Origin of the sequence: Klugiella xanthotipulae, assembly GCF_006716695.1 — a bacterium.
GTDB lineage: Bacteria > Actinomycetota > Actinomycetes > Actinomycetales > Microbacteriaceae > Klugiella > Klugiella xanthotipulae.
Map to the genome: position 1 here is coordinate 325,935 of NZ_VFPN01000002.1, position 25,775 is coordinate 351,709.

General features: G+C 62.7%; 18 protein-coding genes. 6 read left to right on the forward strand and 12 right to left on the reverse strand.

The genetic code is table 11. The features are described 5' to 3' along the window. Nucleotides 1–39 precede the first annotated feature (39 nt). The 4 genes from FB466_RS07660 to FB466_RS07675 form a co-directional block, all read right to left on the reverse strand. The gene (locus FB466_RS07660; protein WP_170206063.1) at nt 40–1,380 is read right to left on the reverse strand and encodes a sugar transferase; all 1,341 of its coding nucleotides are present in this window, start codon (nt 1,378–1,380) and stop codon (nt 40–42) included. Nucleotides 1,381–1,463: 83 nt separating this feature from the next. Next, on the reverse strand, nt 1,464–2,585 hold the full coding sequence (locus tag FB466_RS07665) for an LCP family protein (protein ID WP_141917352.1): 1,122 nt from the start codon (nt 2,583–2,585) through the stop codon (nt 1,464–1,466). Further along, nucleotides 2,582–3,211, reverse strand: coding sequence for an arsenate reductase/protein-tyrosine-phosphatase family protein (locus FB466_RS07670; RefSeq protein ID WP_141917353.1), 630 nt, complete (start codon nt 3,209–3,211; stop codon nt 2,582–2,584). The genes FB466_RS07665 and FB466_RS07670 overlap by 4 nt, the downstream gene beginning before the upstream one ends. Nucleotides 3,212–4,024: 813 nt before the next feature. Beyond that, complete coding sequence (locus tag FB466_RS07675) at nt 4,025–6,688, reverse strand: LuxR C-terminal-related transcriptional regulator (protein WP_141917355.1); 2,664 nt, start codon at nt 6,686–6,688, stop codon at nt 4,025–4,027. Between the two features lie 388 nt (nt 6,689–7,076). Between FB466_RS07675 and FB466_RS07680 the strand changes: the two genes are divergently transcribed. The 3 genes from FB466_RS07680 (at nt 7,077) to FB466_RS07690 (ending at nt 12,703) form a co-directional block, all read left to right on the forward strand. Continuing rightward, nucleotides 7,077–8,282, forward strand: coding sequence for a hypothetical protein (locus FB466_RS07680; RefSeq protein ID WP_141917356.1), 1,206 nt, complete (start codon nt 7,077–7,079; stop codon nt 8,280–8,282). Between the two features lie 353 nt (nt 8,283–8,635). Next, on the forward strand, nt 8,636–10,306 hold the full coding sequence (locus FB466_RS07685) for an RCC1 domain-containing protein (RefSeq protein WP_170206064.1): 1,671 nt from the start codon (nt 8,636–8,638) through the stop codon (nt 10,304–10,306). Between the two features lie 675 nt (nt 10,307–10,981). Then, entirely contained in the window at nt 10,982–12,703 is a 1,722-nt protein-coding gene (locus tag FB466_RS07690; protein ID WP_141917360.1) for an RCC1 domain-containing protein, read from the forward strand. A 116-nt stretch (nt 12,704–12,819) separates the two neighbouring features. On the opposite strand, the gene FB466_RS07695 is transcribed toward FB466_RS07690, so the two are convergent. The 5 genes from FB466_RS07695 to FB466_RS07715 form a co-directional block, all read right to left on the reverse strand. After that, entirely contained in the window at nt 12,820–14,328 is a 1,509-nt protein-coding gene (locus FB466_RS07695) for a DHA2 family efflux MFS transporter permease subunit (RefSeq protein ID WP_141917362.1), read from the reverse strand. Between the two features lie 125 nt (nt 14,329–14,453). Then, entirely contained in the window at nt 14,454–14,687 is a 234-nt protein-coding gene (locus FB466_RS07700) for a hypothetical protein (protein ID WP_141917364.1), read from the reverse strand. Nucleotides 14,688–14,787: 100 nt separating this feature from the next. Further along, entirely contained in the window at nt 14,788–17,754 is a 2,967-nt protein-coding gene (locus FB466_RS07705; protein ID WP_141917365.1) for an AAA family ATPase, read from the reverse strand. Then, nucleotides 17,751–18,935 (reverse strand): exonuclease SbcCD subunit D, encoded by a 1,185-nt coding sequence (locus FB466_RS07710; protein ID WP_141917367.1) that lies wholly within the window; start codon nt 18,933–18,935, stop codon nt 17,751–17,753. Before FB466_RS07710 ends, FB466_RS07705 begins: the two co-directional genes overlap by 4 nt. 152 nt (nt 18,936–19,087) lie before the next feature. Further along, nucleotides 19,088–19,477 carry a zinc ribbon domain-containing protein YjdM gene (locus FB466_RS07715; protein WP_281285165.1) on the reverse strand — a complete coding sequence of 130 codons (390 nt, stop codon included), beginning with the start codon at nt 19,475–19,477 and terminating at the stop codon, nt 19,088–19,090. Nucleotides 19,478–19,546: 69 nt separating this feature from the next. Here FB466_RS07715 and FB466_RS07720 point away from each other — a divergent pair, with 69 nt between their 5' ends. Continuing rightward, nucleotides 19,547–20,659 (forward strand): AI-2E family transporter, encoded by a 1,113-nt coding sequence (locus FB466_RS07720; RefSeq protein ID WP_246054580.1) that lies wholly within the window; start codon nt 19,547–19,549, stop codon nt 20,657–20,659. A 10-nt stretch (nt 20,660–20,669) separates the two neighbouring features. Continuing rightward, the gene (locus FB466_RS07725) at nt 20,670–22,034 is read left to right on the forward strand and encodes a hypothetical protein (RefSeq protein ID WP_141917369.1); all 1,365 of its coding nucleotides are present in this window, start codon (nt 20,670–20,672) and stop codon (nt 22,032–22,034) included. Here the strand turns inward: FB466_RS07725 and FB466_RS07730 are convergent. Both FB466_RS07730 and FB466_RS07735 read right to left on the reverse strand, forming a co-directional pair. Continuing rightward, nucleotides 22,012–22,422, reverse strand: coding sequence for a VOC family protein (locus FB466_RS07730; protein WP_141917371.1), 411 nt, complete (start codon nt 22,420–22,422; stop codon nt 22,012–22,014). The two genes, FB466_RS07725 and FB466_RS07730, sit on opposite strands and share 23 nt — an antisense overlap. A 38-nt stretch (nt 22,423–22,460) precedes the next feature. After that, nucleotides 22,461–22,907, reverse strand: coding sequence for a helix-turn-helix transcriptional regulator (locus FB466_RS07735; RefSeq protein ID WP_141917372.1), 447 nt, complete (start codon nt 22,905–22,907; stop codon nt 22,461–22,463). A gap of 86 nt (nt 22,908–22,993) precedes the next feature. Between FB466_RS07735 and FB466_RS07740 the strand changes: the two genes are divergently transcribed. Next, complete coding sequence (locus FB466_RS07740; RefSeq protein WP_141917374.1) at nt 22,994–24,316, forward strand: SWIM zinc finger family protein; 1,323 nt, start codon at nt 22,994–22,996, stop codon at nt 24,314–24,316. A gap of 17 nt (nt 24,317–24,333) precedes the next feature. Here the strand turns inward: FB466_RS07740 and FB466_RS07745 are convergent, their stop codons facing one another. Next, entirely contained in the window at nt 24,334–25,725 is a 1,392-nt protein-coding gene (locus FB466_RS07745; RefSeq protein ID WP_141917376.1) for an MFS transporter, read from the reverse strand. Between the last annotated feature and the right edge of the window lie 50 nt (nt 25,726–25,775).

The following is a 25,775-nucleotide window of genomic DNA, read 5'->3' on the forward strand; positions in this document are numbered from 1 at the left end:
AACACCGCTGTGCGCGATCGTGCCGGAGCACAGGTAGCCCTAGCGGGCTCCGTCGCTCGTGAGAACCGCTTTCACCGTGCGAAAAAGAATCGTACAGTCCACAAAGTTTGACCAGTTCTCCACATAGAAGAGATCGAGATAGACCGCCTCTTCCCAGGACAGATCAGAACGCCCGCTCACCTGCCAGAGACCCGTGAGGCCGGGCTTGACCAGAAGCCGACGTCGGGCATCCACGGAGTACCGCTCGACCTCGTTAGCAATAGCCGGACGCGGCCCGACCAGGCTCATATTTCCTTTAAGCACGTTAAACATTTGCGGGAGTTCATCAATGGAAAACCGACGAATGAAGGCACCAACCGGAGTAATGCTAGGGTCACCCTTGCCCACTTTAAAGAGCACTCCCTCACGCTGCTGTATCAACGCTTCCAGGTACTTATCCGCGTCCACATACATGGAACGGAATTTGTAGATATTGAAAGGAACACCATTCTGGCCAATGCGCTCCTGGCGATAGATGACACCCCCGGCACTCGTAGCCTTTACCGCGATCGCTGTCGCCAGATAGATCGGGGACAGGATGATAAGGAAAAATACTGCCCCCACGAGGTCCATAGCGCGCTTCACACCGTACTTGAGACCGCGGTAGCGGGGAGCTTCCACGTGAACAAGTGGTAGCCCGCCAACGGGTTCCAGCCTCAGCCGTGTGCTCCGTACCCCATAGAGTTGGGTGGAAAGCAGCAGTTCAGCCCGGCTGGATTCCAGGCGCCAGGTGAGCTCACGAACAAACGGGCTTCCCGTATCGACCTCACCAGCCAGCACCACGGCGTCAGCTGAATGAAACCTAATCAGGTGCAGCAGTTCCTCGGGATCCGCCGAGTCAGCACCCGTAATCGGGATGCCGCGCATCCCGGAGCGGCCCTTCCGCTCGATTGCCGTTACGGTCTGATCCACATGATGCTCGTCGCCGACCACCAGCACACGTGTCAGGCTCCGACCGTTACGAACGCCTGCTCGCATGATGATCTGAATCACCCAGCGCACCGCTAAAAGACCCAGCACACCGAGGGGGAAGGCCACAACCAGGTAGAGGCGTGAAATCTCCAGTTGGAAGATCAGGGAGTAGATCGACAACCCGCCAAAGACCACAAGGGTTGCCTGAAGGATACGAGCAATTTCGTAGTTGCCAAAGCCAAGGACTCGCGTGTATCGAACCCGAAAGAGCAGCAGACTCAGCGACCACACGGTCGCGAGGGCACAGGAAAAGTACGTGTAGCTTGAATCAAAAAGCCCCAGGTTGACAGCGTTTGGATCGGTGCCAAAGCGAAGCAGCTGAGCAACAAAAACGGTGAAAAAGACCACAACAGTGTCAAGCACGCTCACCGTGCGTCTTATCCCCTGAGCGCTGACTCGTCTACTCGCTACTTCCGGTACAGAATATGCAGTTGTGGCACTATACGATGCCATTAGTTTCCTTCCTCAGCGCTTCGAACTCGCAAATAATCAGCGAGCGAATCGTCTTTCAATGCCACCGACATGGCGGCGAATTCTTCGGTGTTTTGCAGCACGATGGAGGATCCGCTGGGGCTCCTCCCCGTACCAGCCGTTGGTGCGGTGGCGAGCACAATGTCATCGCCGCGCACGTTACGGAGTTCAACTGCCAGCCCTAACGCGGCGTTGAAGTCAAATGATTCGTCAACAGCGACGTAAGAAAGGGCAGTCTTTGCCACTTTCAGCAACTGCGGCGGGTTCCCCACAACCTCGGGTGCAAGTACGGCAGTGATGACCGCCTTCATGTACGCCTGTTGATTCTTTACCCGCTGAAAGTCGGCAGACGCAAAGGCATAGCGCTCCCGGACGAATGCGAGCGCTTGCTCACCGTTGACGTGATTCAGGCCCTTCGTGAACGAGAACCCGGTCACATTCTGTGATTCGAATGCGTAATCGGAGTAGATATCCACACCACCCAATTCGTCCGTCACCGCTTGAAAACCTTTGAAATCGGCAACGGCAACGTGATCGATCCGCACCCCCGTCAGAGACTCCAGCGTCTCGACCACCAGGGGAACCCCTCCATAGGACAGGGCGGCATTGAGCTTATTCTCACCATGACCGGGGATATTCACCCACAAATCCCGCATAAATGACACCACCGAGATCGACTGACGGTCCGCTGGAATGTGTACCAGCATCATCGTGTCGGCTCGCTGCCCCTTAAACCCAGCTGAGACGATATCGCCGAGCGATTCACGCGTATCCGAACCAATAATCAGGTAGTTGAGCGCACCTGAGGTTGTCACCTCGGGGCGGGTCTCTTCCGCGGGAAAGGAATCTGCCTTATCCAGGGAGGTCACAGCGCTGTTAAACGTCTGTGCGCCGTAGATGTAGATGGCCGCCGCTGCCGCGATGGGTATACCGATGAGAACCGCCAGAACAATCGCGATAATCCGCCACTTTCGGCGCTTCCCACGACGCTTACGCGGACGGGGAGATTCTTCCTCCTCGATATCCGTTTCGAGCTCTCCCTCGCTCACCGGTTCGCCACTGTTGAGCGAGGTTTCAAAGGGGGAAACAGGACCGTTTCTCACGCACGACTCCCGACGCTCGCAACCGCAATCTGATTAAGAAGGGGTTCCACTCGCTGAGCCATCGCGAGAAATTTTTCCTGCGTCTGACCATACGGATCCGCGACGTCATCCTGGACCCCGCCGTCAAAGGACAACCGTTGACGAGCGAGTGCAACCGCGCGAATCCACTCGGCCAATCCGGTTGGCTGGGGAATTTTCAGGAGTGACGGGGCTAACTGAGCCAATCGCGCGAACTCGACCAGGGTAAAGGTCTTATGGAGGAGAGTCGGCGCCAGTTCAATCACGGGGTCGCGGTGAGCCCGCTCCATCGTGAGAACAAGTATGACCCCGGCGAGGCTATCCTCGGTTAACTGCTGAGCAGAGAACCCGGCAGCAGACCCCTCATAGTGTTCAACGAGCAGCGCAGAAGAGGGATCCATCGCCCGGCCCAGAACCGCCCGGGTACCCGCGCTTGAGACGATAAATTGGCCGGGAGCAAGATGATCGCATCTGGCCTGCATGACACGTTCAGCAAACGGCGAACGGCAGATGTTCCCCGTACAGACGAAAACGATTCGCGTGGGCTGAAGTTCAGCATCGCGTCTCCGGTCAACCCCGGATAGCCTCAACCGAAGCGAATCGCTCATTATTTATTCCAACTCCCCATTGCACGCAACCGCCCGCTACATATCCGCGGGACCACGTTCCCTCACCATCGCCGACACGCAAATACGCGCACACATACGAGGTATAACTTGCACACGATAAACCAGAAACAGTGAGCATTTTTATGCCCGTTCGAAGCGGGTTGAGGAAATTTTGCGTAAACCCGCCCGATTTCAAGACAGAAATCTCCAAGAAGAAAAATCCAATTCACCCCCAAATTCAGGTCACCTCATCCTCGAATTCACCTCGGGTGAAAAACAATTCTCCCTCGATTAGAAGAACGTAGAGTTGAACCTGTCACTGGTGTTGAATCGGAGATCGACAGGCTGACCTCACAACTCCGTCAGACGCGGCGCTGAGGCCCCGGGTTCTCTGCCATAACGCCCAGGAGAAACCCCTATGTGCTCGTTTTGGCACCCCGCTGCCCAGGCCTCACGCACCAATAGGACTCGTCAATGCGGTCATATCTCCCCACCCGCATCCCGCTCTTTCACACCGCTATTCTGCGCCCCCACACCCACACAAAACCGACAATTCCTGAGAGCCGGGATCTCGAACGGAATAGCGACAGAAACACACAGAAAAAACCATCCAGATAAGGTATTCACCCACACCGGCTATATCCGCGCCACCACCACGCAGATACATTCTCGCGCCAACGGGACACAGCCCGATCACAAAAATGCCGGGGACTCAAGAAATCGGTTGATAAACGGCCAGAACGATGCGGTTCCGGTCGCATTCAATCGCACAGAATTATTATCTCCGCACTCTTCCCGTGGGGAGAGAACTCATTACCGATTGTCGTCTTCTCCGGGAGGTGCCAACAGGAGGCCCCACTCCGCGGCAACAGCCAGGGCTTGCTGACGCGAGTTGGCCCCCAACTTACGATAGGTACTCCGCACCTGCGTCTTGACCGTGTTAGGCGACACCACCAGGGCGGAGGCGATCTCCGTCATGGAGGGTGTTCGCGCGAGGTGGCCCAAGACGAGTCGCTCGCGTCGGGTCAGCTTCGGAATCACCTGCTGAGCAAGATCAAAAACGTGCGGCGTCGCCTCCAGACCAGTGGGAAGGATGCCCCCGTCGTTTTTCTCAGCCAACGATTGAAGAGAGTCTTCGGGCATAAACGCAAAGGCCATCCGAACACCAAACTTCTCGTACAGACTGATTGCCTTGTGCCAGGAATCGGCGGCAGACTCGTCGTCACCGAGCCGGTCGGCCGCGATTGCCCGCACCAGAAGGTGCTCAATCTTTGTCCGAGGATAGGCATCTTCACGCCAGAGGAAGTCGCGAGCCAGAGCAATCGCTTGAGATTCCTTACCGAGCACCAGGAGCAGCCGAGCACGCGAGCCAGCAGACTGTTCGCGTCCGCTCACGATGGTTTTGAGTGTCTCCTGCGCTTCCTGGGGGCGGCGCAACGCAATCAATAGCTCTGCCCGAATAGACGCGAGTAGGTCGCTGTAATAGCCGTTCAGGCGGCCTGTGCGGTTGCCCACAGTGAAGGCGTCCAGGCGCGCCAATCCACGATACGGTTCTCCCCGAACCAGAGTGGCCAGCGCGTAGGCGTACTCAACAAGTGGACGATCTTCGTAGTCAACACCATCGCTGCCGAGCAGACTCAACGCGTCGCGCGAGGTCTCCTCGTCAAAGACCTCCAGCCGTTCAAAGACGCGCGCCAGATAAACCGGCCGGGCCCAGAACGTCTCGCGGATACTCAACCACAGGTTGGACGATTCAACGTTGCGCAAGACGTCTTGCGCCTGCGTGATCTTGCCGGTCATGACGAGTGCGAGAGCGAGAGAGCCCTGAGCATGCACAGACATGGGCGTTCCCTGAAGATCGCCACTGAGGGCGGCAGCCTTGGTGTACTCCGTGACCGCTGCGTGATACCGACCGCTGTGCAGATACGCGTTCCCCACCTGCACCCAAGCCGCTGGTAGCAGGTGCGCAAGCTCACCCGCCCTCTGATCGGGAATCTCTTTGAGTGCCTCCTGGAAGCGGGTGATGGCAATCTCGCTCTGTGCGTTGTATCCCGTCACCCGTTGCACGCTCAGAACGGCAGTTTCGACCCAAACCCGCTCAACCGGGCCAAGATCGCGAGCGCGAGAACGCATCGCGGTGATAGCGGTGCGAAGCTGCTGATCAACCGCGGGGGTCAGCCCGTCGATCCAGTAGTTGAACTGAGCCAGCATCCCAATCAGTGCCGGATGCTCAGCAAAGACATCGTCGTTCAGACGCGCGAGCGACTCGCGTAGTTCGTAGCGAAAGCTGTAAGCAAACCAAGGATACTCACGGCGAATGAGCCGAGCCATTGGAGCGTAGTCGCCCAGAGTCTCGTATTGCTGGTATGCCTCGAAGGGGCACCCGATGTGCTCCATGTACGAGGCGATCTGGCGGCGGTGGTCACTCAACTCAACGGCGCGCTCCGCGCTCCGCTCCTGGAGGAATGACTGGAACACCGGGATCATGACAAAACGGCGCTCGGAGGCGTTCTCTGTCCACTGCCCATACCCCAACTCTTGTAGATGGGTGAAAAGCACCGCCGCTTTCTCCTGCCCCACGAGCGCATCAGCCAGCTCCACGGTGAGGAAGGGGGCGAGAGCAAGGACCTCCACGAGTGGCAGTTCCGATACGGTGTCAAAGCTGTTCATGATGTCGCCCTCGATACAGCTCAGAGCGGACTCCGTGAGCCGGGCAGAAACATCGCGTAGCCCATAGGCCTCACCCACGCGGCGGAGACGCATCAGGGCAGCCCGGGTCAGTGACGGCCACCCGTTAGTGAGCTCCTGTAGAGCCACCGCGGCATGATCACTCAGCGGCATCCCCAGTTTCTCACCCACCTCAACAGTTTCGGGGGGAGTGAAGAGTAAATCTTTTGCCGTAATACTGACCGAGTCAATGCTCGCCTGTACCGCGATGCTCTCAAACGGCGAGGTCACCCGGCCGGCAAACCAGACGTAAAGGTTGCGCGCCTTGCGCAATAACCAGACGATGTCCGCGAAGGTTTCATCGTTTGCCATACCGTCGTCGCTGTCGATAACGATCAGAAATTTTTCCGACACATGGGCGTCAAGGTGAGAAAGGATCACGTTGCGCTGTGCACCGGCGTCCAAGTCGCTAAAGTCTGCGGCCCCGGCACCGCTGGCTCCCTGGCCACCCTTCAGGACGAGCGCACCGCCCAGAACTGATCGGAGACCGCTGGCGGTAAGGCCCGTACGTCCCATGTCAATCCAGGTGGCATGCAGGCGGTGGCTATCCAGCCGATGGTGGAACCAATCTGTCAACAACTGGGTTTTACCCCAACCAGTTGGGGCGTTCAACACAACGAGCTGAGCATCGCTGAGCGCGCCATCCAACAGATCTAACAGCCGCGGTCGGCTCACTGCCGTGCGGAGGAAACGCGGTGCGGTGTGCACCAGGTCACCTAATAGTGATTCAGTATTGGCAACGTTTTTCACGGATGATCTCCCCCAGATGAGTTCATTTATTACGCTTGGCTCCCCTCAACTGACGATGCCGCCAGTCAACGGTTCTGTAGGCCCCCACCCTCGCGAAAACCGCTAACTGCGATCTCAACGCCGAAGAAAACACTCGCTTCTCCGAAGGCTGTGGTGGTGCCGTCGGCGAATGCTCGCTTCTACCATATAAGAGCGGCTTTCACGCGTTTGATAACGCGAAAACCCTAAACATTTTAATCTCGCCGTATGCCGCGACCTAATCCCGCTTTTAACCCCCAGGGATCGGACTGCCGCACGCTGCGCTCACCCCATATTAGCCCTAAGTGCGACGCACAGCCACCACCCTGATCGCTGCTAAGCTCCATGCCGAACAGGAGGCGGTCGTCACATGACAATTCGCGTGGATATTTTGGGGCTTCCCGTAGACCTTGTCATCCATGATCCCCGACACATCGGTATCGAGGAGGCCCTTCGAGTCTCCTGGAACCGGTGTCTGCGCACCGAGGGTGTTGACGCTGTACTGACCGTGTGGTGTTCTCTCGATCAGGATGCCGCCGACCCTCCAGCCGCATCCCCGACACTTTCTCTGATCACCGCACCCGACGTCAGTATTCTCCGCTCAACCGTGACAAGCCACCTGACACTTATGGGAATCGAAGACCTCGCGGGAACATCATTTCTCTTCCACGCAACCGCAAGTTCCCACCCGGTGACCGGTGACGTCATTGCCCTTGTGGGCCCGTCGGGCCGGGGGAAAACGACGGCCGCACAGGCGATGGCTCGGCACCGGGGATACGTCACCGACGAGACAGTTGCCGTTCTCCCCGACGGCTCAGTCCTCGGCTACCCCAAACCGCTGTCGGTGAAAGCCCACGCCTTAGACACGATCAAGACACAGGTCGGTCCGGATGAATTGGGCTTAGTCGCCCCGACACCCGGCGTGCCATTATCGCTCGCCCGCCTCGTGTTGTTGAGCCGCGACCCAGAGTGCGTGACCCCCGTTGTGGAGCGTGTTCCACTGGCCTCAGCCATCGTCGAGCTATCGACCGAGATGTCGTATCTCTGGAAGTATCCGGCCCCGCTCTACAGCTTGGCCCGACTCATTGAGCGCACCGGCGGCGTCCACCGGGTGCGCTACGCCGAGGCAGCGACACTACCGGACCTCCTCAGCAACCCACCCGCTGCGGAGGGAAACGAGAGCTGGAGTTCCGCCGAGATCAGCGGAGCCGGTGAGCTCACTCCTGAAACAGCCCCGGTCTCGGCCGGGCTCCAGTACCGAGCACGCCCCACCACAGATGCACTGGAGATCGACGGTAACATTCTCATTCTGGTGGAAAACCAGGTAGTTCTTTTATCCCCCGTTGGTTCGCTAATCTGGTCGGCCACCAGGGAATGGACTCACAGCGACACGGTACACCGCACCCTTATCGAGTCTTTTGGCCCCCACCCAGATTCTGCAATCCTGGCAGAACGTGCCCTTCATGACCTGGCCGATCAGGGAGTCCTTGAACAGCGTCTGATCGGCACAGGCCCAGGCCCGAAGGACCCTTCCCCGGGTGACCCTCAACCCTCGAGTGAGCACCCAGAAAAATAACGGGGTGAAACCCTAGGTGAAAAGATTTTCTCTGCGGGAGCATCGCAGCGAGACAACATTTCTCGGATTTCCCAGCTAGATACAGCTGTTTCCCGCGATGGGCTCGGACGGCCCTCGGCGTGTTGTGAGCTCATCTCCCAACAATCGATATTCGGGAATCTGCAATGCTTTGGAACGTTCAGACAGGGGCATCTGTGGACTCATTCCACATCCTGTCAGACGATTTTCATGATGACCCACACTGGCAGTCGCCAGGAGTTACCCCCGAAGAAGGAAAATTGACTCAGGAAAACAACGCCTCTGATGGCATCACTCATAACTCATCAGAGGCATACGAATCCGGCAGGAACGGCATGCAGGCAGAGTCGGTCGCAGCGACTGAGCCCCCGACCCGTCGGGGTGAGGGCCCCAGCCGCCGCGCTGTTACCGCCGCCGCGGTGTGGGCTGTTCCCGCCATCGGACTTGCCTCGGCAGCCCCTGCCGCCGCTGTCTCGCCCGAACCCAACTCAATCACTGTTGCGTTCACGCAGGAAGTTTACGATGTTCGGGCCAACAGCTCCCTGACCAACGTCGCCGTCCTGGTCCAAAAAGTTGCGCAATCTTCTTCTCCTGGAGCGGGGGCCAGCGTAAGCTTCGTCATCTCGGAGGTTCCGGATGGTACCGACCTTCCCGATGATGTTGACGAAGACGCCATCGACGCCAGTGAGGGCGTAGGAGCCGGTGAGATCACGCTCACCTTCCCCGGCGGCTCGGCCAATGCGACCAATATCTCGGACGGTTCAGGCTACTGCGGGACCCCAGCGATCACCAGCGGTTCCGGGTACGGTGTCTTACAGATCACCGCAACCGCAACGCTCGGCCGCTATAGCGCTTCAGCAGTTGCCTACATCCGCGTTCAGCTCACCGGACACCTCTGGTCCTGGGGTAAGGCCGATCACGGGGCTCTGGGCAATGGCAGCAAGAAGACGCAGCCCATTCCTGCGCTTGTCTCCTACACGGCAACGAACGTTGTCGATATCCAGCTCTCCCGCAAAGCACACGGTGGCACCCTACTCACGAACGCAGGTGAAATCTATACGTGGGGATACGGATGCTACGGACTCAACGGTCAGGGCGACGCTCGCAATACCAAGTCGTACTACACGCCGGTAAAAGTAAACTCCACCAAAAAGTTTAAATCTCTTGCGAGCGGATATTACAACGTAGGAGCGGTAACCACGGATGGTGCAGCCTACGCCTGGGGTAAGAACTATGCCAGCGTGAGCCTGCCCGCAGGCAAACGGAACGACAAGATCTACACCCCCACCCTCATCCACCCCTCGCTCTCCTCAGGGGTTAAGCAGCTCTCACTGTCGAAGTACAACGGTCTGGCGCTCAAGGAAGACGGAACCGTCTGGACCTGGGGCTACAACTACGGCTACTACGGCCTCGGCCTGGGTGCCGGTAAGCCCGCCTACGTTCTGGTTCCCACGCAAATCACTTTCCCCGCAGGAACGGGCAAAATCGTACACATCCAGGCGGGCTGGGCCTCGGGCTATGCGGTGGATGAGCACGGCAATATGTGGGGCTGGGGGGGCGGGCACTACTATCGCCTCGGAAATGGCACAACCAAAAACTACAACGCCCCCGTGCGCATCAATGCCGTCGGTGACACCGGCTATGTACGCATCAACCACTTCTCCTACCCTGGCCGCAGCGCCGTGGCGGTGAAAGCGGACGGAACCGCGATGTACTGGGGATACAACGGCCATGGTAACTCCGGGAACGGCACGACCGGCTATGTAAAGACGCCAACAAATATCGGCATCACCAATATCGCCCGCGCGCTTGCCGCCCCCCAGACAACGCATCTCGTTCGAAAAGACGGGACGATCTGGTCGGCCGGCTCTGGCGGCTGCGGACAGCTCGGCGACGGGTCAAAGAAGAGCAAGCGCGCCTGGACCAAGGCACTCCTGCCCGCTACCTCGAAGGCGCTTCTTGTGGGAGCCAACGAGTACACGGTGTTTGCTCTGACAGATCGGTAGAGTGGAACCCGGTGCGCACCGCACCACACAGACTAGTCGGCGCTCTCGCGTTATCCCCCCCATGTGCGAACGCCGACTACACCCCGGAGGGGGAGCAGTCACTGACATGCTCCCCCTCCATTTTTATGTCTCGCAGGGTTGCTCACCGCACAGGGTTCGTTGTGTCATTACCGCGCCCTCACCGGTCCAGAGAAGGGGCCCTGTGCCCGGCAAGCGATGCTGGGTCCGCTTCTGCCGACTTCCCCACCGGCACCTCATCCATAGCTCCGTGATCGTTGTGCACGCCCGAGGAGAGAGATCTGCGACACAGAGCCCCAAGATCCAGGCCGGAGCGAGCCCCGAGAATCTTCTCCAGATGCCAACTTGTCTGACAACCAGGGTGAAAAAATTACTCGCTCTGACATCGTGAGGTCATTATCAGGGTGAATTTTTGAGTGAATTACATTTGATTCGAATTAATACATTTATTAATGTATTCTACATTACCTCGCTAAATCCCCGGGTTTTGCTCTCCTATCGGAGATTTTTCGATAAAACCCCAGGTCACTGGGCCTCATAGGACTCACCGCGCATCTGCGAAGATTCACTCCGGCAGAATTTAAATGCATTAACTGCCTCTTTTGCGTCAAACATACACCGGCCACGGCCAGGAGTTATTTATCAGAAGGGAAATAAGTGACTCAACCACAGAACGCCTCTGACGGCATCACGAACAATACGTCAGGAGCGCACGAGTCTCGGGAAAAAATCTCCGCAACGGAGAAGCCCAGCGGCATCAGCCGTCGGACCGTCACCACAGCAGCGATGTGGAGCGTCCCCGCGGTTGCGCTGGCAACGGCGACACCGGCAGCAGCCGCATCGCCCGCACCCAACGCCCTCTCCGTCGCCTTTTCCCAAGAGGTGTACGACATGGACCCCTACGGTGCGCTGCTCGATGCCACCGTGTTGGTACAGAAAATCTCCCGGGCAGCATCTGCAGCTGCCGGAGCCACCATCAGCTTTGCGCTCGAGGATATTCCCGACGGCGAAGACGTACCCGATGACATCGACGAGGAGATCGCCGATGCCACCGAGGCTGCCGGTTCTACCGAGATGAATCTGCTGTTCTCGGGTGGCCGCGTCAACGCCACCGGGGTGGTAAACGCCAGCGGCGTGTGCACGGTCCCCGGCATCCAGAGCGGTGGCGGGCGCGGAGTCATGCGGATCACAGCGACCGCAACCCTCGGTGCGCTGACGGGAACTGCCGTCGCCTACATCCGTGTTCAGACCGGCGGCCAGGGCCAGGTCTGGGCCTGGGGCAACGCGAGCTATGGTGCGCTGGGCAATGGCAACAAGAACTCTCAGCCCCTCCCCGCCCTCGTGGCCTACACGGCAAACGATGCCGTGGATATCCAGCTCTCACGGACCTCTGCCGGCGGCACGCTGCTGAACAGCTCCGGTCGGATGTTCACCTGGGGCTACGGCTGCTACGGCCTCAACGGTCAGGCAGACTCGAAGAATCTGAAGAGCTACTACACGCCGACCGAAGTCAAGACGCCCATGCCCATGAAGGAACTCGCGGGCGGCTACTACAACGTGGGAGCCATCAGCCTGAGTGGTGCCGCCTACGCGTGGGGCAAGAACCTGAACTTCGTCTGCGAGCCCGCGGGGGTAGGCGGAGAGCGAATATTTTCCCCCCGCCCCATCCACCCCTCGCTCTCCTCGGGCGTCACCCAGCTCTCACTGTCCTACTACCAGGGCCTCGCGCTCAAGGAGGACGGTACGGTCTGGACCTGGGGCTACAACTACGGATACTACGGTCTCGGCCTGGGGGCAGGGCAGCCGGCATACGTGAAGGTCCCCACCAAGATCACCTTCCCCGTGGGGACGGGCAAGATTATCCACATCTCAGCCGGATGGGCCTGCGGTTTTGCCGTAGACGAGAACGGCAGTATCTGGGGTTGGGGCTCCGGTGCCTACTACCGCCTAGGACTGGGCGGAACCACCAACTACAACTTCCCCCAGAGGATCAACGCTCCCAACGATATTGGCTACGTGCGAATCAACCACTTCAGCTACCCGGGCCGTAGCGTGATGGCGATCAAGTCGAACGGCACCGCGAAGTACTGGGGCTACAACGGCTACGGGAACTCTGGAAACGGCACGACGGGCTCGATTACGGTACCCACCGAAATCGGGATCACTAATGTTGACCGCGCGGTGGTCGGACCTCAGACCACCTATCTGATCCGCAAAGATGGGACGGTCTGGGCAGCGGGTGCAAACGGCTACGGCCAGCTCGGTGACGGAACCAAGACGCACAAGCGAGCGTGGACCAAGGTGCTGCTGCCCCCCAGCTCGAAGGCACTGAAAATCGGTGCGAACCAGTACACTGCGTTTGCACTGACAGACCGCTAGTCGGAGCGGGTGGCGGCGCTTCCCCACGGGGATAACCACCATCCGCGCGACTGACACAGAGACGGGGGCTCTCTCCCGACGCTTCAGCGTCGGGAGAGAGCCCCCGTCTCGATTCGTTAAGAGGCAGCCGGTGCGGGCTCCGCGGCACCCGTGGCCGTCTGAGTTTGTACCCACCCCGTCACCGCCCGGGGCTTCTCAAAAAACACAACGAGGATCGCACCCAACACGGCCACCGCTGCGGGCAACAACAGCGCCTGGGACATCGCGGCGGTGAAGCCCTCGTGCAGAAACTCCGGCAGCGCGCCCGAGAAGGTGAAGTCGGTGCTGGTTGACCCGGTGCCCGCGGGCAGCTCAGCCGCGAGGCGTGACTGGATCAGGGCGGCAATCGAGGCGCTACCGAGCACGGCACCGATCTGGCGCGTGGTGTTGTAGACCCCCGATCCAGCCCCCGCCTGCCGCGGCGGCAGGTTGTGAGTGGCCGTCGAGGACAGCGGTGCCCAGATACCCGCATTCGCGAGCCCCAGAACGGCGCTGGGGAAGAGAAGCAACCAGATCTCAACATCCGGCGACAGGAGCATCGAGTACCAGGCCAGACCCCCCGCAAGCAGCAGCAGACCCACCACAGCAATCGTGCGCGGATTCACCCGGTCGATCAGCTTACCCACAAACGGGGCGAGGGCACCCGAGAGTACGGCCGTCGGAATGAGCATCAGGGCGGATTGCGTGGGTGTGAGACCACGCACCACCTGGTAGAAGAACACGAGCGGCAACGACATACTCGTGACGGTGAAGCCCACCGTGGTGATACCCGCGTTGGCAAGCGAGAAATTGCGATCACGGAACAGCGCGAGAGGAAGCAGCGGCTCGCCCTTGTTCACGGCCTGCCAAATCACAAATGCGACCAGCACGAGGACACCCACGATGATGAGGCCCCACACAGAGATCGACCCCGCGATGGTGCCCCAGTCGTAGCTTTCACCCTCCTGGATGCCAAACACCACGAGAAACATCCCCACAGCGCTCAGGAGCACGCCGAGAATATCGAAGCGGTGGTTGTGAGTTTCCAGCCGGGGAACAAGCCGCCACGCCAGGATGAACGCGACAATACCGATCGGGAGGTTGATGAAAAAGATCCACTCCCAGCCCGCGGCATCCACGAGCACACCGCCAAGGATCGGGCCGATCAGGGTAGCCATGCCGGCGACCGAGCCCCAGAGTCCCATCGCCGCACCGCGCTTATTGGGCGGAAACATGCGGGTAATGACGGCCATCGTCTGTGGCGTCATGAGCGCGGCACCGAGGCCCTGCACCACCCGGGCAACGATCAGAACGGTGATGTCGCCCGAGAGTCCGCACCACACCGAAGCGAGGGTGAACACGGCGAGGCCGCTGAGATAAAGACTCTTGGGGCCAAAGCGATCCCCTAAGCGGCCCGTGATGAGCAGCGGGACGGCGTAGGCGAGCAGGTAAGCGCTCGTCACCCAGATGACCGAGTTAATGTCGGCATCCAGACCCTTCATAATGGCCGGGTTAGCCACCGAGACAATCGTGGTGTCGATCAGGATCATGAAAAAGCCCACGACAAGCGCCCAAAGCGCTGGCCAGGGTCGAAGAGTTTTATCCATCGGGAAAGTCCTTATTTTCTGTGGTGTGTGCGGGCGAGGCCGAGGCAACGCACCCCCGCAACCGGTGGGCCGGAACGTGCGATCAGCCGTTGGCCCGCTTCGCGATGGGTGTTGACTGGTGAGCGCTAGACCGGGTCCTCCCCGGATCGATCTGCGAAGGTGGGGGCCGTGGCGGAAGGCGACGGGGCGGCAGCCGGGGCAGGCCACACCACCACCAGCATCGTGGCGAGGGGGCCGAGGAGCAGACCCAGCAGAAACCAGGTCCAGCGCGAGCGGTTCTTCTGCTCGGCAAGACCGGCGGTCACGACGGCGAGGACGAACCACACACTTCCCGAGGTCCAGAAACTGTCATCAATCATGCGACTAGTTTCACACACGGTGCGGAGGTATCCGCCAGCGGCACCGATCAGACACGGGGGCGGAGGCCCGGGGAACACGGGCCTCCGCCGGGTCCGCTGATCAGGATGGGCGTCCGACGGCCCCCGTTTCGAGGGCGCTTTCACCCGTGTCGGCAACCCGCACCTGCACGCCGACCGGTATCCGCTCCCTCATCGCATCCACGTGGCTGATCAGGCCAACCGTGCGCCCGCCCGCCCGCAGCCCGTCGAGCGTGCTCAGCGCAATATCCAGGGTCTCCGGGTCGAGAGAGCCAAACCCCTCGTCAATAAACATGGTGTCGAGTTCAATACCACCCGAGTGCGCCGTTACCACATCGGCCAGACCCAGCGCCAGCGCCAGCGAGGCGAGGAACGTTTCGCCACCAGACAGAGACGCAGGCTGCCGACGCACCCCCGTGTACCCGTCGAAGACCAGGACGCCCAGCCCCGAAGCGGCCCCGCGGTAGGCCAGCGAGTCGTCATGTTCAAGCGAGTAGCGTCCGCTCGTCATGACACCCAGCCGCGCGTTGGCGGCGGCCACGATTTCCTCCAGCCGGGCCGCAAGCACAAACGATTCCAGCTTCATACTGCGGGTATTGGGTCCCTTTCCATCAACCGTCTCGGCGAGGCCACGCAATTCGGTGAGCGCCCGGTTGCCCGCCTCCTGCTCCTCCAGCCGGGCGAGCGCCTCAGTCACACACGCCTCCACCTGCTGCGCCCGCTCGTCACGGGTAGCCCGCTCGGCCAGCGCCGCGTCCCGGCTGGTCCGGACCTCGGCCAGCGCAGCGGCAGGACCGCTCAGGTCAACCGGTTCGGCGGGCAGATCGGCAAGCTCGGGCTCGGCCAGAATGGCGGATACCCCGGCGAGCTCACGATCAAAGCTGGCAACAGCCTCCGCCAGTTCGGCCAGGTCCTCCGCACCACGGTGGGCAGCCCGCGCGTCGTCTCGCCTGGCAAATCCACGCTCGGCCAGCTGCACCTCCACCGCACGCCCGGCCGCGTCGGCCGCCGCCACGGCGGTGCGGGCGGAGTCGGCGGCGACCACATAGGCCTCCGTGAGCTCGCGGCGTCGCTCCAGCTCGGCGACCCGGTCGGCCACACTATCGTGGGTGCCACGCAACTCGATCACCCGGGCGGTGAGGGCCGCACGGGTAGCGAGGGCTGCCGCGAGGGCGCTGACGGCAGCCTCCCGCCGCTCCTCCTGAGATTCGAGCAGCGCTGCGGCCGCATCCTGCTCCGCGCGGAGGGCGGCCTGTTCTTCCTCTACGGCCGCGGCCCGGCTCCGGGCATCCTCGGCCTCGTCGAGGTTCTGCCTGGCCTGGGCAACAGCCTCGGCGGCCTCCTCCACGGTCAGGGGACCGGCTTCAACCCGCATCGCTGCGACCCGCTCCCCCGCCGCCGCGAGATCACGCTGCGCAGTATCCATCCGCGCGCGGCACTCGTCCATGTATTGCCTGGCGGATTCGATGGCGGTCGGCGCAACCAGTCCGCCCTCCGCGGCCGGGGTCGGCGCCGGATGCTCCGTGGCCCCACACACCGCACACGGCTGACCCGGCACCAGACGGATCGCAAGTTCGGCGGCAAAGCTGCGGAAGCGGGCGATGACGAGCTCTTCGTGTGCGTGGGTTGCCGCCGAGTTTTCGGTCACCGCGGTCAGGTGGGCGGCGGCCAGCGAGCTGTGGGTGGCCACGGCATCCACCAGTTGACGTGCGGCAGCCTGCCGGAGCTCACAGCGGTCGCGCTCAGCCCGGAGGGGCTCCACCAGGATGGCCCGCTCACGCGCCGCCCGCAGGGTCTCCTGGACCGCCTCAATCCGCTCGGGGAGACCCGCCAGCCGGGTAGCGGTTGCGGAACGTTCCCCCTCGGCGGTGTCACGCTCCCGAGTCGCACGGTCACCCTCCGCCTCGGCTCCGGGCAGGGCCCGCTCATCGGCAAGCGCCTGGTCGAGGGCACCCCGCTGCTCGATGAGCGAACGCACCTCCGCCACAGCGGTCTCGGGGTTCGGCTCGTCGCCCGTGAGAGAACGAAGGGCATCAGCCGTCTCGGCCCAACGCGTCAGGGCAGCATCCCGGACAGCGCGAGCAGCAGACTCGGCCTGGAGATGCGAGTGCACGGCATCGGCCCGCTGCGCGGCTGCCAGTTCACCGCTCTGACTGTCGCGGTGGGGGCGCTGGGCACTGAGCCGGGAGTGTTCCACGCGCGCCGCCGAGTGCCGAGCCTGAAGCGCGTGGATGCGCTGCACCCTGGCGACCTCGACCTCGGCGAGCGCGTAGCGGGCGTCGGCCTCTCTCACCAGCACCTGCGCTGCGGCGAGCCGGGATACGCAAGCCGGTACGAGCGAGCGGAACCACTCGGCATCGGGGTCCCCCGGGCTCTCCCCGATCCCGGCCAGGCGTGCGGACTGATCGGCGAGGGCGTCCAAGAGCCCGCGCTCAGCCTGAAGCTCACCGCCGAGAGTTTTACACCGCTCGACGAGCGTGAGCCGCAGGCGTTCAAAGCGCTGGGTGCCGAAGAGGCTGCGCAGTAGATCCTGCCTGGCCTCGTTCTTGGCCAGGAGAAACTCGTGAAACCGGTTCTGCGCGAGCAGAATCACCTGGAGAAACTGGTCCTTGCTCAGGCCCACAATGCGGGCAATCTCGGCACCGATCTCCTGCGCGCTCGAGGACATTCCCCGGGAACCCTCGCTGGTGAGCTCCATCAGGGTGGCCCGGGCCGCCTGACGGGTGGTGCCACTGCCACGCTTACGATTCCGCTCCCACTCGGGCGAGCGGGTAACCCGGTAAACGCGGCCACCGCACTCGAAATCGAGGGTAGCAAACGTGGGGTCGCCGGGGCCGCTGTGGTCACTGCGCAGATGTGCGCGGCTTCCCTCAAAACGGGGCACCGAGCCGTAGAGAGCGAAACAGATGGCGTCGAGGATGGTCGATTTACCCGCGCCCGTCTGACCGGCGATCAGGTAGATGCCGTCCGCTTCGAGTCGTTCAAAGTCGATCTGCTGCTCGTCACGGTAGGGGCCGATACCGGCAAAGGTGAGACGCAGGATCCTCATCGGGGTTCCCCCGCGTCCAGTTCGCCCCACGCCTCGGCGATGAGACCGGTCTCCTGCGAGCTGGGGCCCCGTCCGTTGCGCACATGGCTGAGGAAGGCAGCGACAATCTCCGGGTCGGTCTTGGATCGCACCCGCGCGGCGTAGCGCTCACCGTCGTCCTCAACCACGATGGTGGGCCGGTGCTCCAGGGTGGCACAGCCGGGGAACCGCTTCTGGAGTCGGCTCATCGGGTCGAGGGGGCGCACGGTGTCGGTCAGGATCGCGCAGACCCAGTCGTTCTCGTGCCCGGCCAACGCGGGATCGGCGAGCAGGTGGTCGATCTCGCCGGTGAGGACCGTGAGCTGGCGAGGAACGGGGAGTGTGAGCCACTCCGTCCCCGCCAGGCCGTCCGCATCCAGGGTGACCAACCAGGCACCGCGGGGTTTCTTGGCCTCGCTGAACGCGTAGTGCAGGGGCGCACCCGAATACCGGATACCGTCGGCAAGCACCGCCCGCCCGTGAATATGCCCGAGGGCTACGTAGTCGGGGCCCAGGAAGCGATCACGCGAAACATAGTCGATCCCACCAGCCGTAATGTCCCGCTCCACGCCGGGTGAGTCTGCGGGGGCATCGACGGGGGTACCGACGGACGCGTCAAGACCCGCCGCGAAGCAGTGCGAGAGCACCACATAGCGACCGCCCCGCCGGGCGGCATCGGCGCGAATACGGTCGAGCACAAACCCGAGCACATCATCATGTCGGGCGAGCCGTTCCCCCGGATGCCGATGCCGAAACAGCGCGGGCTCCAGGTACGGGATACCGTAGAAGGCCACCGGCCCATCGGTGTCCGGCACGATCACGGGTGTGAGAAAGGCTTCCGGGTTGGTCATCATGTGCACCCCGGATGCCGCCAGAAGCGACGCCTGAAACCCCAGTCGCGCGGCCGAGTCGTGGTTGCCACTCGTCACGATCACGCGGGCCCCGGTCGCCCGCAGCGCCGTAAGCGTCTCAGTGAGCAGGGTGAAGTGCTCTGCCGCTGGCATCGCCGAGTCGAACACGTCACCGGAGACGAGCACCACATCAACACCCCTCTCCCGGGTCTGCTGGACGAGATCCGCGAGCACCACGCGGAGCGCATCGAGCGTGGGGTGCCCGTGAAACGTGCGGCCAATATGCCAGTCCGAGGTGTGCAGCAGCTTCATATCTGCCCATCATGTCGGAACCGCGCGGGATGCGCCAGCCACCAGCGCTGAGGGGTCAGGAACAGCCAGACTCCACTCGCCGTTGTCCTGTCGGAGAGCCCCTCGGCTCGCACCGGTTCATCCGGGGCCGGCAGAGCCTCGGACACCTCCGGCTAGACCTTTTTGACCACGCTCGACTTCAACTGCATCGGGCCGACACCGTCCACCTTGCAGTCGATATCGTGGTCGCCCACACCGTCCACCAGACGGATGTTGCGCACCTTGGTTCCCACCTTAATGCCACTCGAACTCCCCTTAACCTTGAGGTCCTTGACCACCGTCACGGTGTCCCCATCAGCGAGGATATTGCCAACTGCATCCCGAATCACGCGCTCCTCGGGCCCGTCGGCGCTCTCCTCGGCGGCGGCGTCAACGCCCCACTCGTGTGCGCACTCAGGGCACACCAACAGCGCGCCCATCTCGTAGGTGTATTCGCTAGAGCACTGGGGGCACGGGGGCAGGGTCTCGTTCACACCCACCATCGTAGCGGGGCCGGGCGGCATCACAATCACCCATTTTGGTAGTGTACCGGCGGCCCGACCGCGACTAGGATCGACACACAGCGCTCACGAGTGGAGGCGGAGAATGGCCCGGAGATCGGGAAAATCCTCGTCAAGGACGACGGTGAGGCTCCGCGCGGAGTTCTCGACCGCACCGGCCCGTTCCTCCGCGGGTACATCATCACGCTCGGGGCTCTCGCCGCAATCGCAACAGGGCTCGCGCTGTTCAGCCTGCGCAGCATCCTCTTCTCCATCTTCTTCGCCGCGTTTATCACGGTGGGCCTTGACCCGCTCGTGCGCTGGTTTCAGCGCCGCGGGCTGAGCCGGACGGGGGCGGTCCTCTCGGTGATTGGGCTCCTGGTCGTGGTCATCATCACGATCGTGTGGGTGGTTGTCCCCACCGTGGTCGAGCAGGTCAGTGCGCTCGTGACGGCCGTCCCCGAGCAAATCCAACGCCTCACCGCCCAGGGGTGGTTTGACGGGAGCAACGCCGCGAGCAACGGTGTACTCGGCGCGATTCTCGCCTGGATGCAGGACATCCTCACCAGCCCCGAGACGTGGGGGGTCATCGGGTCGGGTGCCCTAGGCCTCGGCTTCTCCATCGCCGATGCGATTGCCTCGGGCATTTTTATTGCCGTGCTCACCATCTACTTTGTGGGTGCCTACGACACCGCCACACGTTCCGCATACCAGCTCGTCGCTGCTTCGCGCCGGGAGACGTTCATTCGCTACAGCGACCGGATTCTGCAGAACGTGGGTAAATATCTCAGCGGGATGGTGGTCCTCGCGTTCTGCAATGCCGTCTTCAGTATCATCCTGCTCCTGATCGTGGGGGTGCCCGGAGCATTTGTGATCGGCTTTGTGGCCTTCTTCATCACCCTCATCCCCCTCATCGGCACCGTGCTCACCACCGCCGTGATGACCGTGTTGGCGTTCATCCATTCCCCCACGGCCGGCCTCATCGTGCTGATCCTAATGCTCGTCTATATGCAGGTGGAGGCCTACCTTCTCACGCCCAAGGTGATGAGCAAAGCTGTGCAGGTGCCCGGCTCAATCGTGCTCATCTCGGCCATGGCGGGCGGCACTCTCTTCGGTCTTGCCGGGGCGCTCGTCGCCATCCCCCTCTCGGCTGGTGTCCTCATCATCATCACAGAAGTTGTCATCCCACTGAAACAGCGACGTTAGTGAGCACACCGTGACACCTACCAGCAATGACACCCTCGCCCAACGCCTCGCCGAGCTGGAGGCCGCCAACGCCACGCTCACAGCCCGTCTCAGCCGGGTCCGAACGGGAACCGATGCCCCGGATACTACCAACCGACGGTCCTGGGGCTGGACCCTCCTCGCGACAGCGCTCCTCGTGCTCGGTGCGTTGCTCGCACCCGTCGCGCTCGCCGCCTCGTGGGCCAAGACGGAACTGACCGACACGGAAAAATTTGTTGCCACCTACGCCCCACTGGCCCAGAGCACCGCGGTGCAAGACTTTATCACCGACCAGGCTGTCACGGTCGTCACGGAGAACGTGGACATCCCCCAGCTCACCTCAGACGTGGTTGACGGCATCACCGACCTCGGCACCGGCCCGGCGGCAACCCGGGCACTCAGCGCGCTGAAAGGCCCGGCCGCGCAGGGCATCACGGCCCTCGTACGGTCAACCGTTGACCGGTTTGTCACCTCCGACGCCTTCGCCCAAGCGTGGACCCAAGCCCTCCGGGTCAGCCACACCCAACTCGTTGCCGCTATGCGCAACGATGCCGACGCGGCCGTCAGTCTCGGCTCCGACGGGTCCATCGGCCTCCAGTTGGGCCCCATCATCGCCGAGGTGAAAACCGCACTCGTGGTGCAGGGGCTCACCTTTGCCGAGAACATCCCCGAGGTTAACCGCACCGTGACCATCGCCCAATCGGATGCCGTCCCCACGGCCCAGCTCGGCTACGGCCTCACCATCGCCGCTGGCTCCTGGCTGCCCGGGGTGGTGCTCCTCCTGCTCACACTCGGCGTCATTGTGGCGCGGCGGCGCACGGTGGCGATCGTCTGGGCCGCCATCGGACTCGCCCTGAGCATGGCGCTCCTCACCACGGCGCTCGGGGTGGCACGGATCGCGGCCATCACAGCGATCAGCCCCTCCCAACTGCCCTCCGAGGTGTCCACCATCCTGTTCGACACCGTCGTAGACCCACTCAGGGAATCCGCGGTCGCCGTGCTCGTGCTGGCCGCTGTTGTGGCGCTCGTCGCCTGGTACGCGGGACCGTTTAGCCGACCCCGGCGTCTACGCGGCCTCGTCACCTCCGGCATCGGGTGGGTGCGAACCTCCGCGGATCGGCACGGAATCTCGACGGGCCAGTGGGGCACCCGGCTCTTTGCCCAACGGACGCTGCTGCGGGCCGTGGTCGCAGCGGTGGCGGCGACGATCATCCTGCTCGTGCGTCCACTCACAGCCGGGTTAGTGGGGTGGACTCTCCTGCTATCGGTGTTCGCGATCCTTGGGTTAGAACTGCTCCAACGACCACAGGACGAGGGGGCGGGCGGTTCCGAACCTAGGCGGACGGCAGCTGGTTGATCCGCACCATATTGCCGGAGGGGTCACGAAACGCACAGTCCCGCGGCCCCCACGGCTGGTCGATGGGTTCCTGCAGAACCTCCGCACCCGTAGCCTGCACCCGCTGAAACGTGGCGTCCAGATCATTGGTGCTGAAAACGAGCATGGGCAGCTGTCCCTTAACAAGCAGTTCCTGGAGCGCGTCGCCGTCAGCCGGGGAGCGGCCCGCGTGCGGTTCGGAGAGCACAATCTCGGCCCCCACCTGGTCGGGGCTGCCGAGGGTCACCCAGCGGAACCCGCCAGAGGCCACATCGTTGCGCTGCTCCAGGCCGAGCCCGTCACGATAGAAGGGGATGGACTCGTCAACATCGTTGACGGTGACGTTGGTGTACTGAAGTGTGATTGTCATGCGGTTCACCCTACGCCCGGTCGGTCGCGGGCGCTTCTTCAATCCTGCTCTCCTCGGCCATTCTCCGCCTTCCCCCCGCGGGAAGCCGCCACCCGCTCGGGCCGACTGCGCACCTGCGCCACACACGCGGGCATCGCAACCACGGCGGAGTGGTCGGCCATCCGGTACTCGCTCGGGATCATCCCCACAAGTTCGGTAAACCGGGTACTGAACGAGCCGAGGGATGTTGAGCCCACCGCCATACAGGCATCCGTCACACTCGCCCCACCCCGCAGCAGGGTCATCGCCCGCTCAATGCGCCGGGTCATCAGGTAGCTGTAGGGGGTCTCGCCGTAGGCGGCGCGGAACATCCGCGAGAAGTGCGCGGGCGACATGAGCGCGTGCCTGGCCATCGTGGGCACATCAAGCGGCTGGGCATACTCCCGGTCGATGAGGTCGCGCGCACGCCGAAGGTGCGTGAGGGTGATGAGGTCTTGGGCGTGCATACCAGCCAGGGTACAGCCCAGGGAATCGCCACAGAATCCCGGGACTCGCCGGAATCTATCAGCGGGCGCCCCGTAGCCTTGCTCCCGTGACTTCCCGCACATTTGTGACCCCCTCGGACGCACGGAATGCCAGCCTCACCCTCGCCCTCGCCCCGGGCCTCACCCCCGACGGCCCGGTGCACAGACCCCAGTTCTTTCACGGATGCGCGGTTCACCCCCAGGTCGTCACCCGCGGCCTGCTCGCGCTCGCCGATATCACCGCCACCCGATACTCCCCATATACCCCTGCCGCACACCGAGACCCCGTACTCACGGCACAGGGCGACCGGTTACGGGCCGAGTGCTTCTCGGCGTGCACCGGCGTCTACGCCCGCCTTGATCTGCTGGAGTCTGGACTCGACGGCGGTGACATTATGTACGGCACCACCAACGTGGATATGGGTCGGGGGGTGCGGAAGGCACTGGCCGCGGTTGCCCCTGCCCCGCGGCTCCAGCTCGCCATCGGCGACGACAGGCCCACGATCTCGGGCCCAGACGCAAGCGCGGTTGAGCGTCCCGTCGATATGCCCACCTGTTGGATACGCGGGCTGGGAAACGTGGCGACGCTGCACCACGGCCTCACCGCCGCCGCCACCGTGGGAGCGTCCGCCTCCCGGCGGTTCCTGGGCGCGCTTCCCTCGGCGACCGGGGTGGGACGAAGCGGATGGCTCGCCGAAAACCGTGGCGAACTGCGGCTTTCGGCCCGCCCCGGCGGGAGCGCCGTTTACCTGGAGGGGCTGCACCGTCTGAGCGCGGCCAAACGCCTCCTCCCCCACGTTGAGGGGCTCACGGTCTACGGCCCCGCAGATCGGGCAGCGGGGCCGCTCGTCCTCGAACTCCAACTACCCACAGCCCGGCTGGTGCTCGGACTCACCTCCGAGTCGTGCCGCGGGCACTCGGGCGAGGACTCCCTCCTCTCGGCACTGACGGCACCACACGCACTCGCGCAGGCCAAAACGGTCTCCGCTCTGCTCTCCTTCGACCCGGTCGTTGATGTCCCGGACCTCGCACGACGAGCAGCCATCGAGGAGTCTGCGGCGCAGACAACCCTCGCCGTGCTGGCCGGTTCAGGCCGAGCAGGCTGGGACCTGCACGACGGGGCGCATTTTCACCGCCAACTCCCCGATAGTCAGGACCGGGTCGCCGCGGACAACCCCCGAGCGGCTGCGGCCCAACAACTTGTCGCGAATGGGGCATTGCGTCGGCTGTCGCCCACCGAGTGGACCGTGCGCTGCAACACGGCTGATTACCTCGTGCGCCTCTCCATCGGCGGACACTGGTGCACCTGCGCATGGTTCCTCTGCCACGCTAACACTCGCGGCCCGTGCCCACACATTCTCGCCGTTCAACGAACGACGACGAACACCTGATAACCGCCTTCTCAGAATTATGAGGATACGTCACGAGCGACGGTCTCGCTCGCCAACGCGGTCGGCTCGGCCAGGTATTCTGCCGACAGTAACCGGTACGACCGCGTCAGGAACGCGCCGAGCGCCAACAGCACCATCACGAGACCGGCGAAAAAGAAGACGAGTGCGATTCCCCGCGCGTCGCCCTCACCCAGTAGCCAGCCCCAGGAGGCCTGCCCAGCATCCGTCTTCATATACGGGATAATGCCGAACTCTGCGATCGGGGCGATCAGGAACGCCGTGATCGGGGCTGCGGCCGCCTCAAACGCCTGCGCGAACCCAAACACGCGCCCCTGCCTGCGGTACGGCACCACCTTCTGAATCACGGTCTGCTCCGACGCCTCGACCGCCGGAATAATCATCATGTACACCCAGATCCCGGCCACATAGAGCCACCACCACTCCCGGATCGTGAAGAGCGAGCCGAGGAGCCCCATGAACACCACGAGCAGCAGCATCGTGCGAATCGGGTTACGGCCCAGCCCGAAACGGGCGATCAGGAGCCCACCCACGATGAAGCCCGTCGCTGCGACCCCAAACACCATACCCCACAGCTGAACGGGGAACAGCTCCAGCCCGTACGGATCCATCAGCGCCATGTACACGCCGCCGATCAGGTTATTGAAGGTTGAAAAGATGATCAGCGCAAACAGCCCGGGGGCGGACCGGATCGCAGCGATACTCCCGCGTAGGTCAACGGCGGGCGCGTGACCGTCCTCCGCATGGGGCTTCTCCTCCGGGATGCGCACAAACATGAGGTGCACCAGCGTCACCGCCGTCAACGCGACCGCAATCGCGAGGGCCCACCCCATCCCGAGGAAACCGATCGCCAGCCCGCTAAACACGCTCGTCACGATAAAACCGACCCCCTGCACCATGCCGACGAGCCCGTTCGCGTTGGCGTGGCGTTCCTCCGGGACCAACAGGGTCACCGTGGTGGACAGCGCAACATTGCGCATATTCTCCACGACCGCCCCGCACAGGATAGTCCCGGCAAAAACCCAAAAAAGCGGCCCACCGAGGTCGAGTATCACGACCTCGGGAAAGGCCAGGTACAGCGCACCAGCCAGCGAGAAGGCAGCGAGGGTCACCATGCTCGCCAGCACCATCACCCGGCGCTTGCGATGCCGGTCCACCATCGTGCCAAACCCGATCGAGAAAGCCGCCACGAGCAGCATGTAGGCCCCGCCCACAATACCGGTGGCCAACACGGAGCGGGTCTCCAGGTACACCCAGAAGGTGAGTGCGAACCAGAGGAAGGAGGTGGTCACATTGGCGATCAGCGTGTTGACGAGGACCTGCGCAAACGTGCCCGCACCCCCCGCGGGCGGTGTGTGCTGTGCGACGGTCTGCGATGACGGCTCCACCATGGCATTAAGAATACGTTGACAGGGGAGCGTCTACCAGTGCAGAAATCAGT

Excerpts from the sequence above, each read along its gene's own strand:
- FB466_RS07670 (WP_141917353.1), bottom strand. The coding sequence starts at position 3,211 with ATGAGCGATTCGCTTCGGTTGAGGCTATCCGGGGTTGACCGGAGACGC.
- FB466_RS07680 (WP_141917356.1), top strand. The coding sequence starts at position 7,077 with ATGACAATTCGCGTGGATATTTTGGGGCTTCCCGTAGACCTTGTCATC.
- FB466_RS07685 (WP_170206064.1), top strand. The coding sequence starts at position 8,636 with ATGCAGGCAGAGTCGGTCGCAGCGACTGAGCCCCCGACCCGTCGGGGT.
- FB466_RS07695 (WP_141917362.1), bottom strand. The coding sequence starts at position 14,328 with ATGGATAAAACTCTTCGACCCTGGCCAGCGCTTTGGGCGCTTGTCGTG.
- FB466_RS07700 (WP_141917364.1), bottom strand. The coding sequence starts at position 14,687 with ATGATTGATGACAGTTTCTGGACCTCGGGAAGTGTGTGGTTCGTCCTC.
- FB466_RS07705 (WP_141917365.1), bottom strand. The coding sequence starts at position 17,754 with ATGAGGATCCTGCGTCTCACCTTTGCCGGTATCGGCCCCTACCGTGAC.
- FB466_RS07710 (WP_141917367.1), bottom strand. The coding sequence starts at position 18,935 with ATGAAGCTGCTGCACACCTCGGACTGGCATATTGGCCGCACGTTTCAC.
- FB466_RS07715 (WP_281285165.1), bottom strand. The coding sequence starts at position 19,477 with ATGCCGCCCGGCCCCGCTACGATGGTGGGTGTGAACGAGACCCTGCCC.
- FB466_RS07730 (WP_141917371.1), bottom strand. The coding sequence starts at position 22,422 with ATGACAATCACACTTCAGTACACCAACGTCACCGTCAACGATGTTGAC.
- FB466_RS07735 (WP_141917372.1), bottom strand. The coding sequence starts at position 22,907 with ATGCACGCCCAAGACCTCATCACCCTCACGCACCTTCGGCGTGCGCGC.
- FB466_RS07745 (WP_141917376.1), bottom strand. The coding sequence starts at position 25,725 with ATGGTGGAGCCGTCATCGCAGACCGTCGCACAGCACACACCGCCCGCG.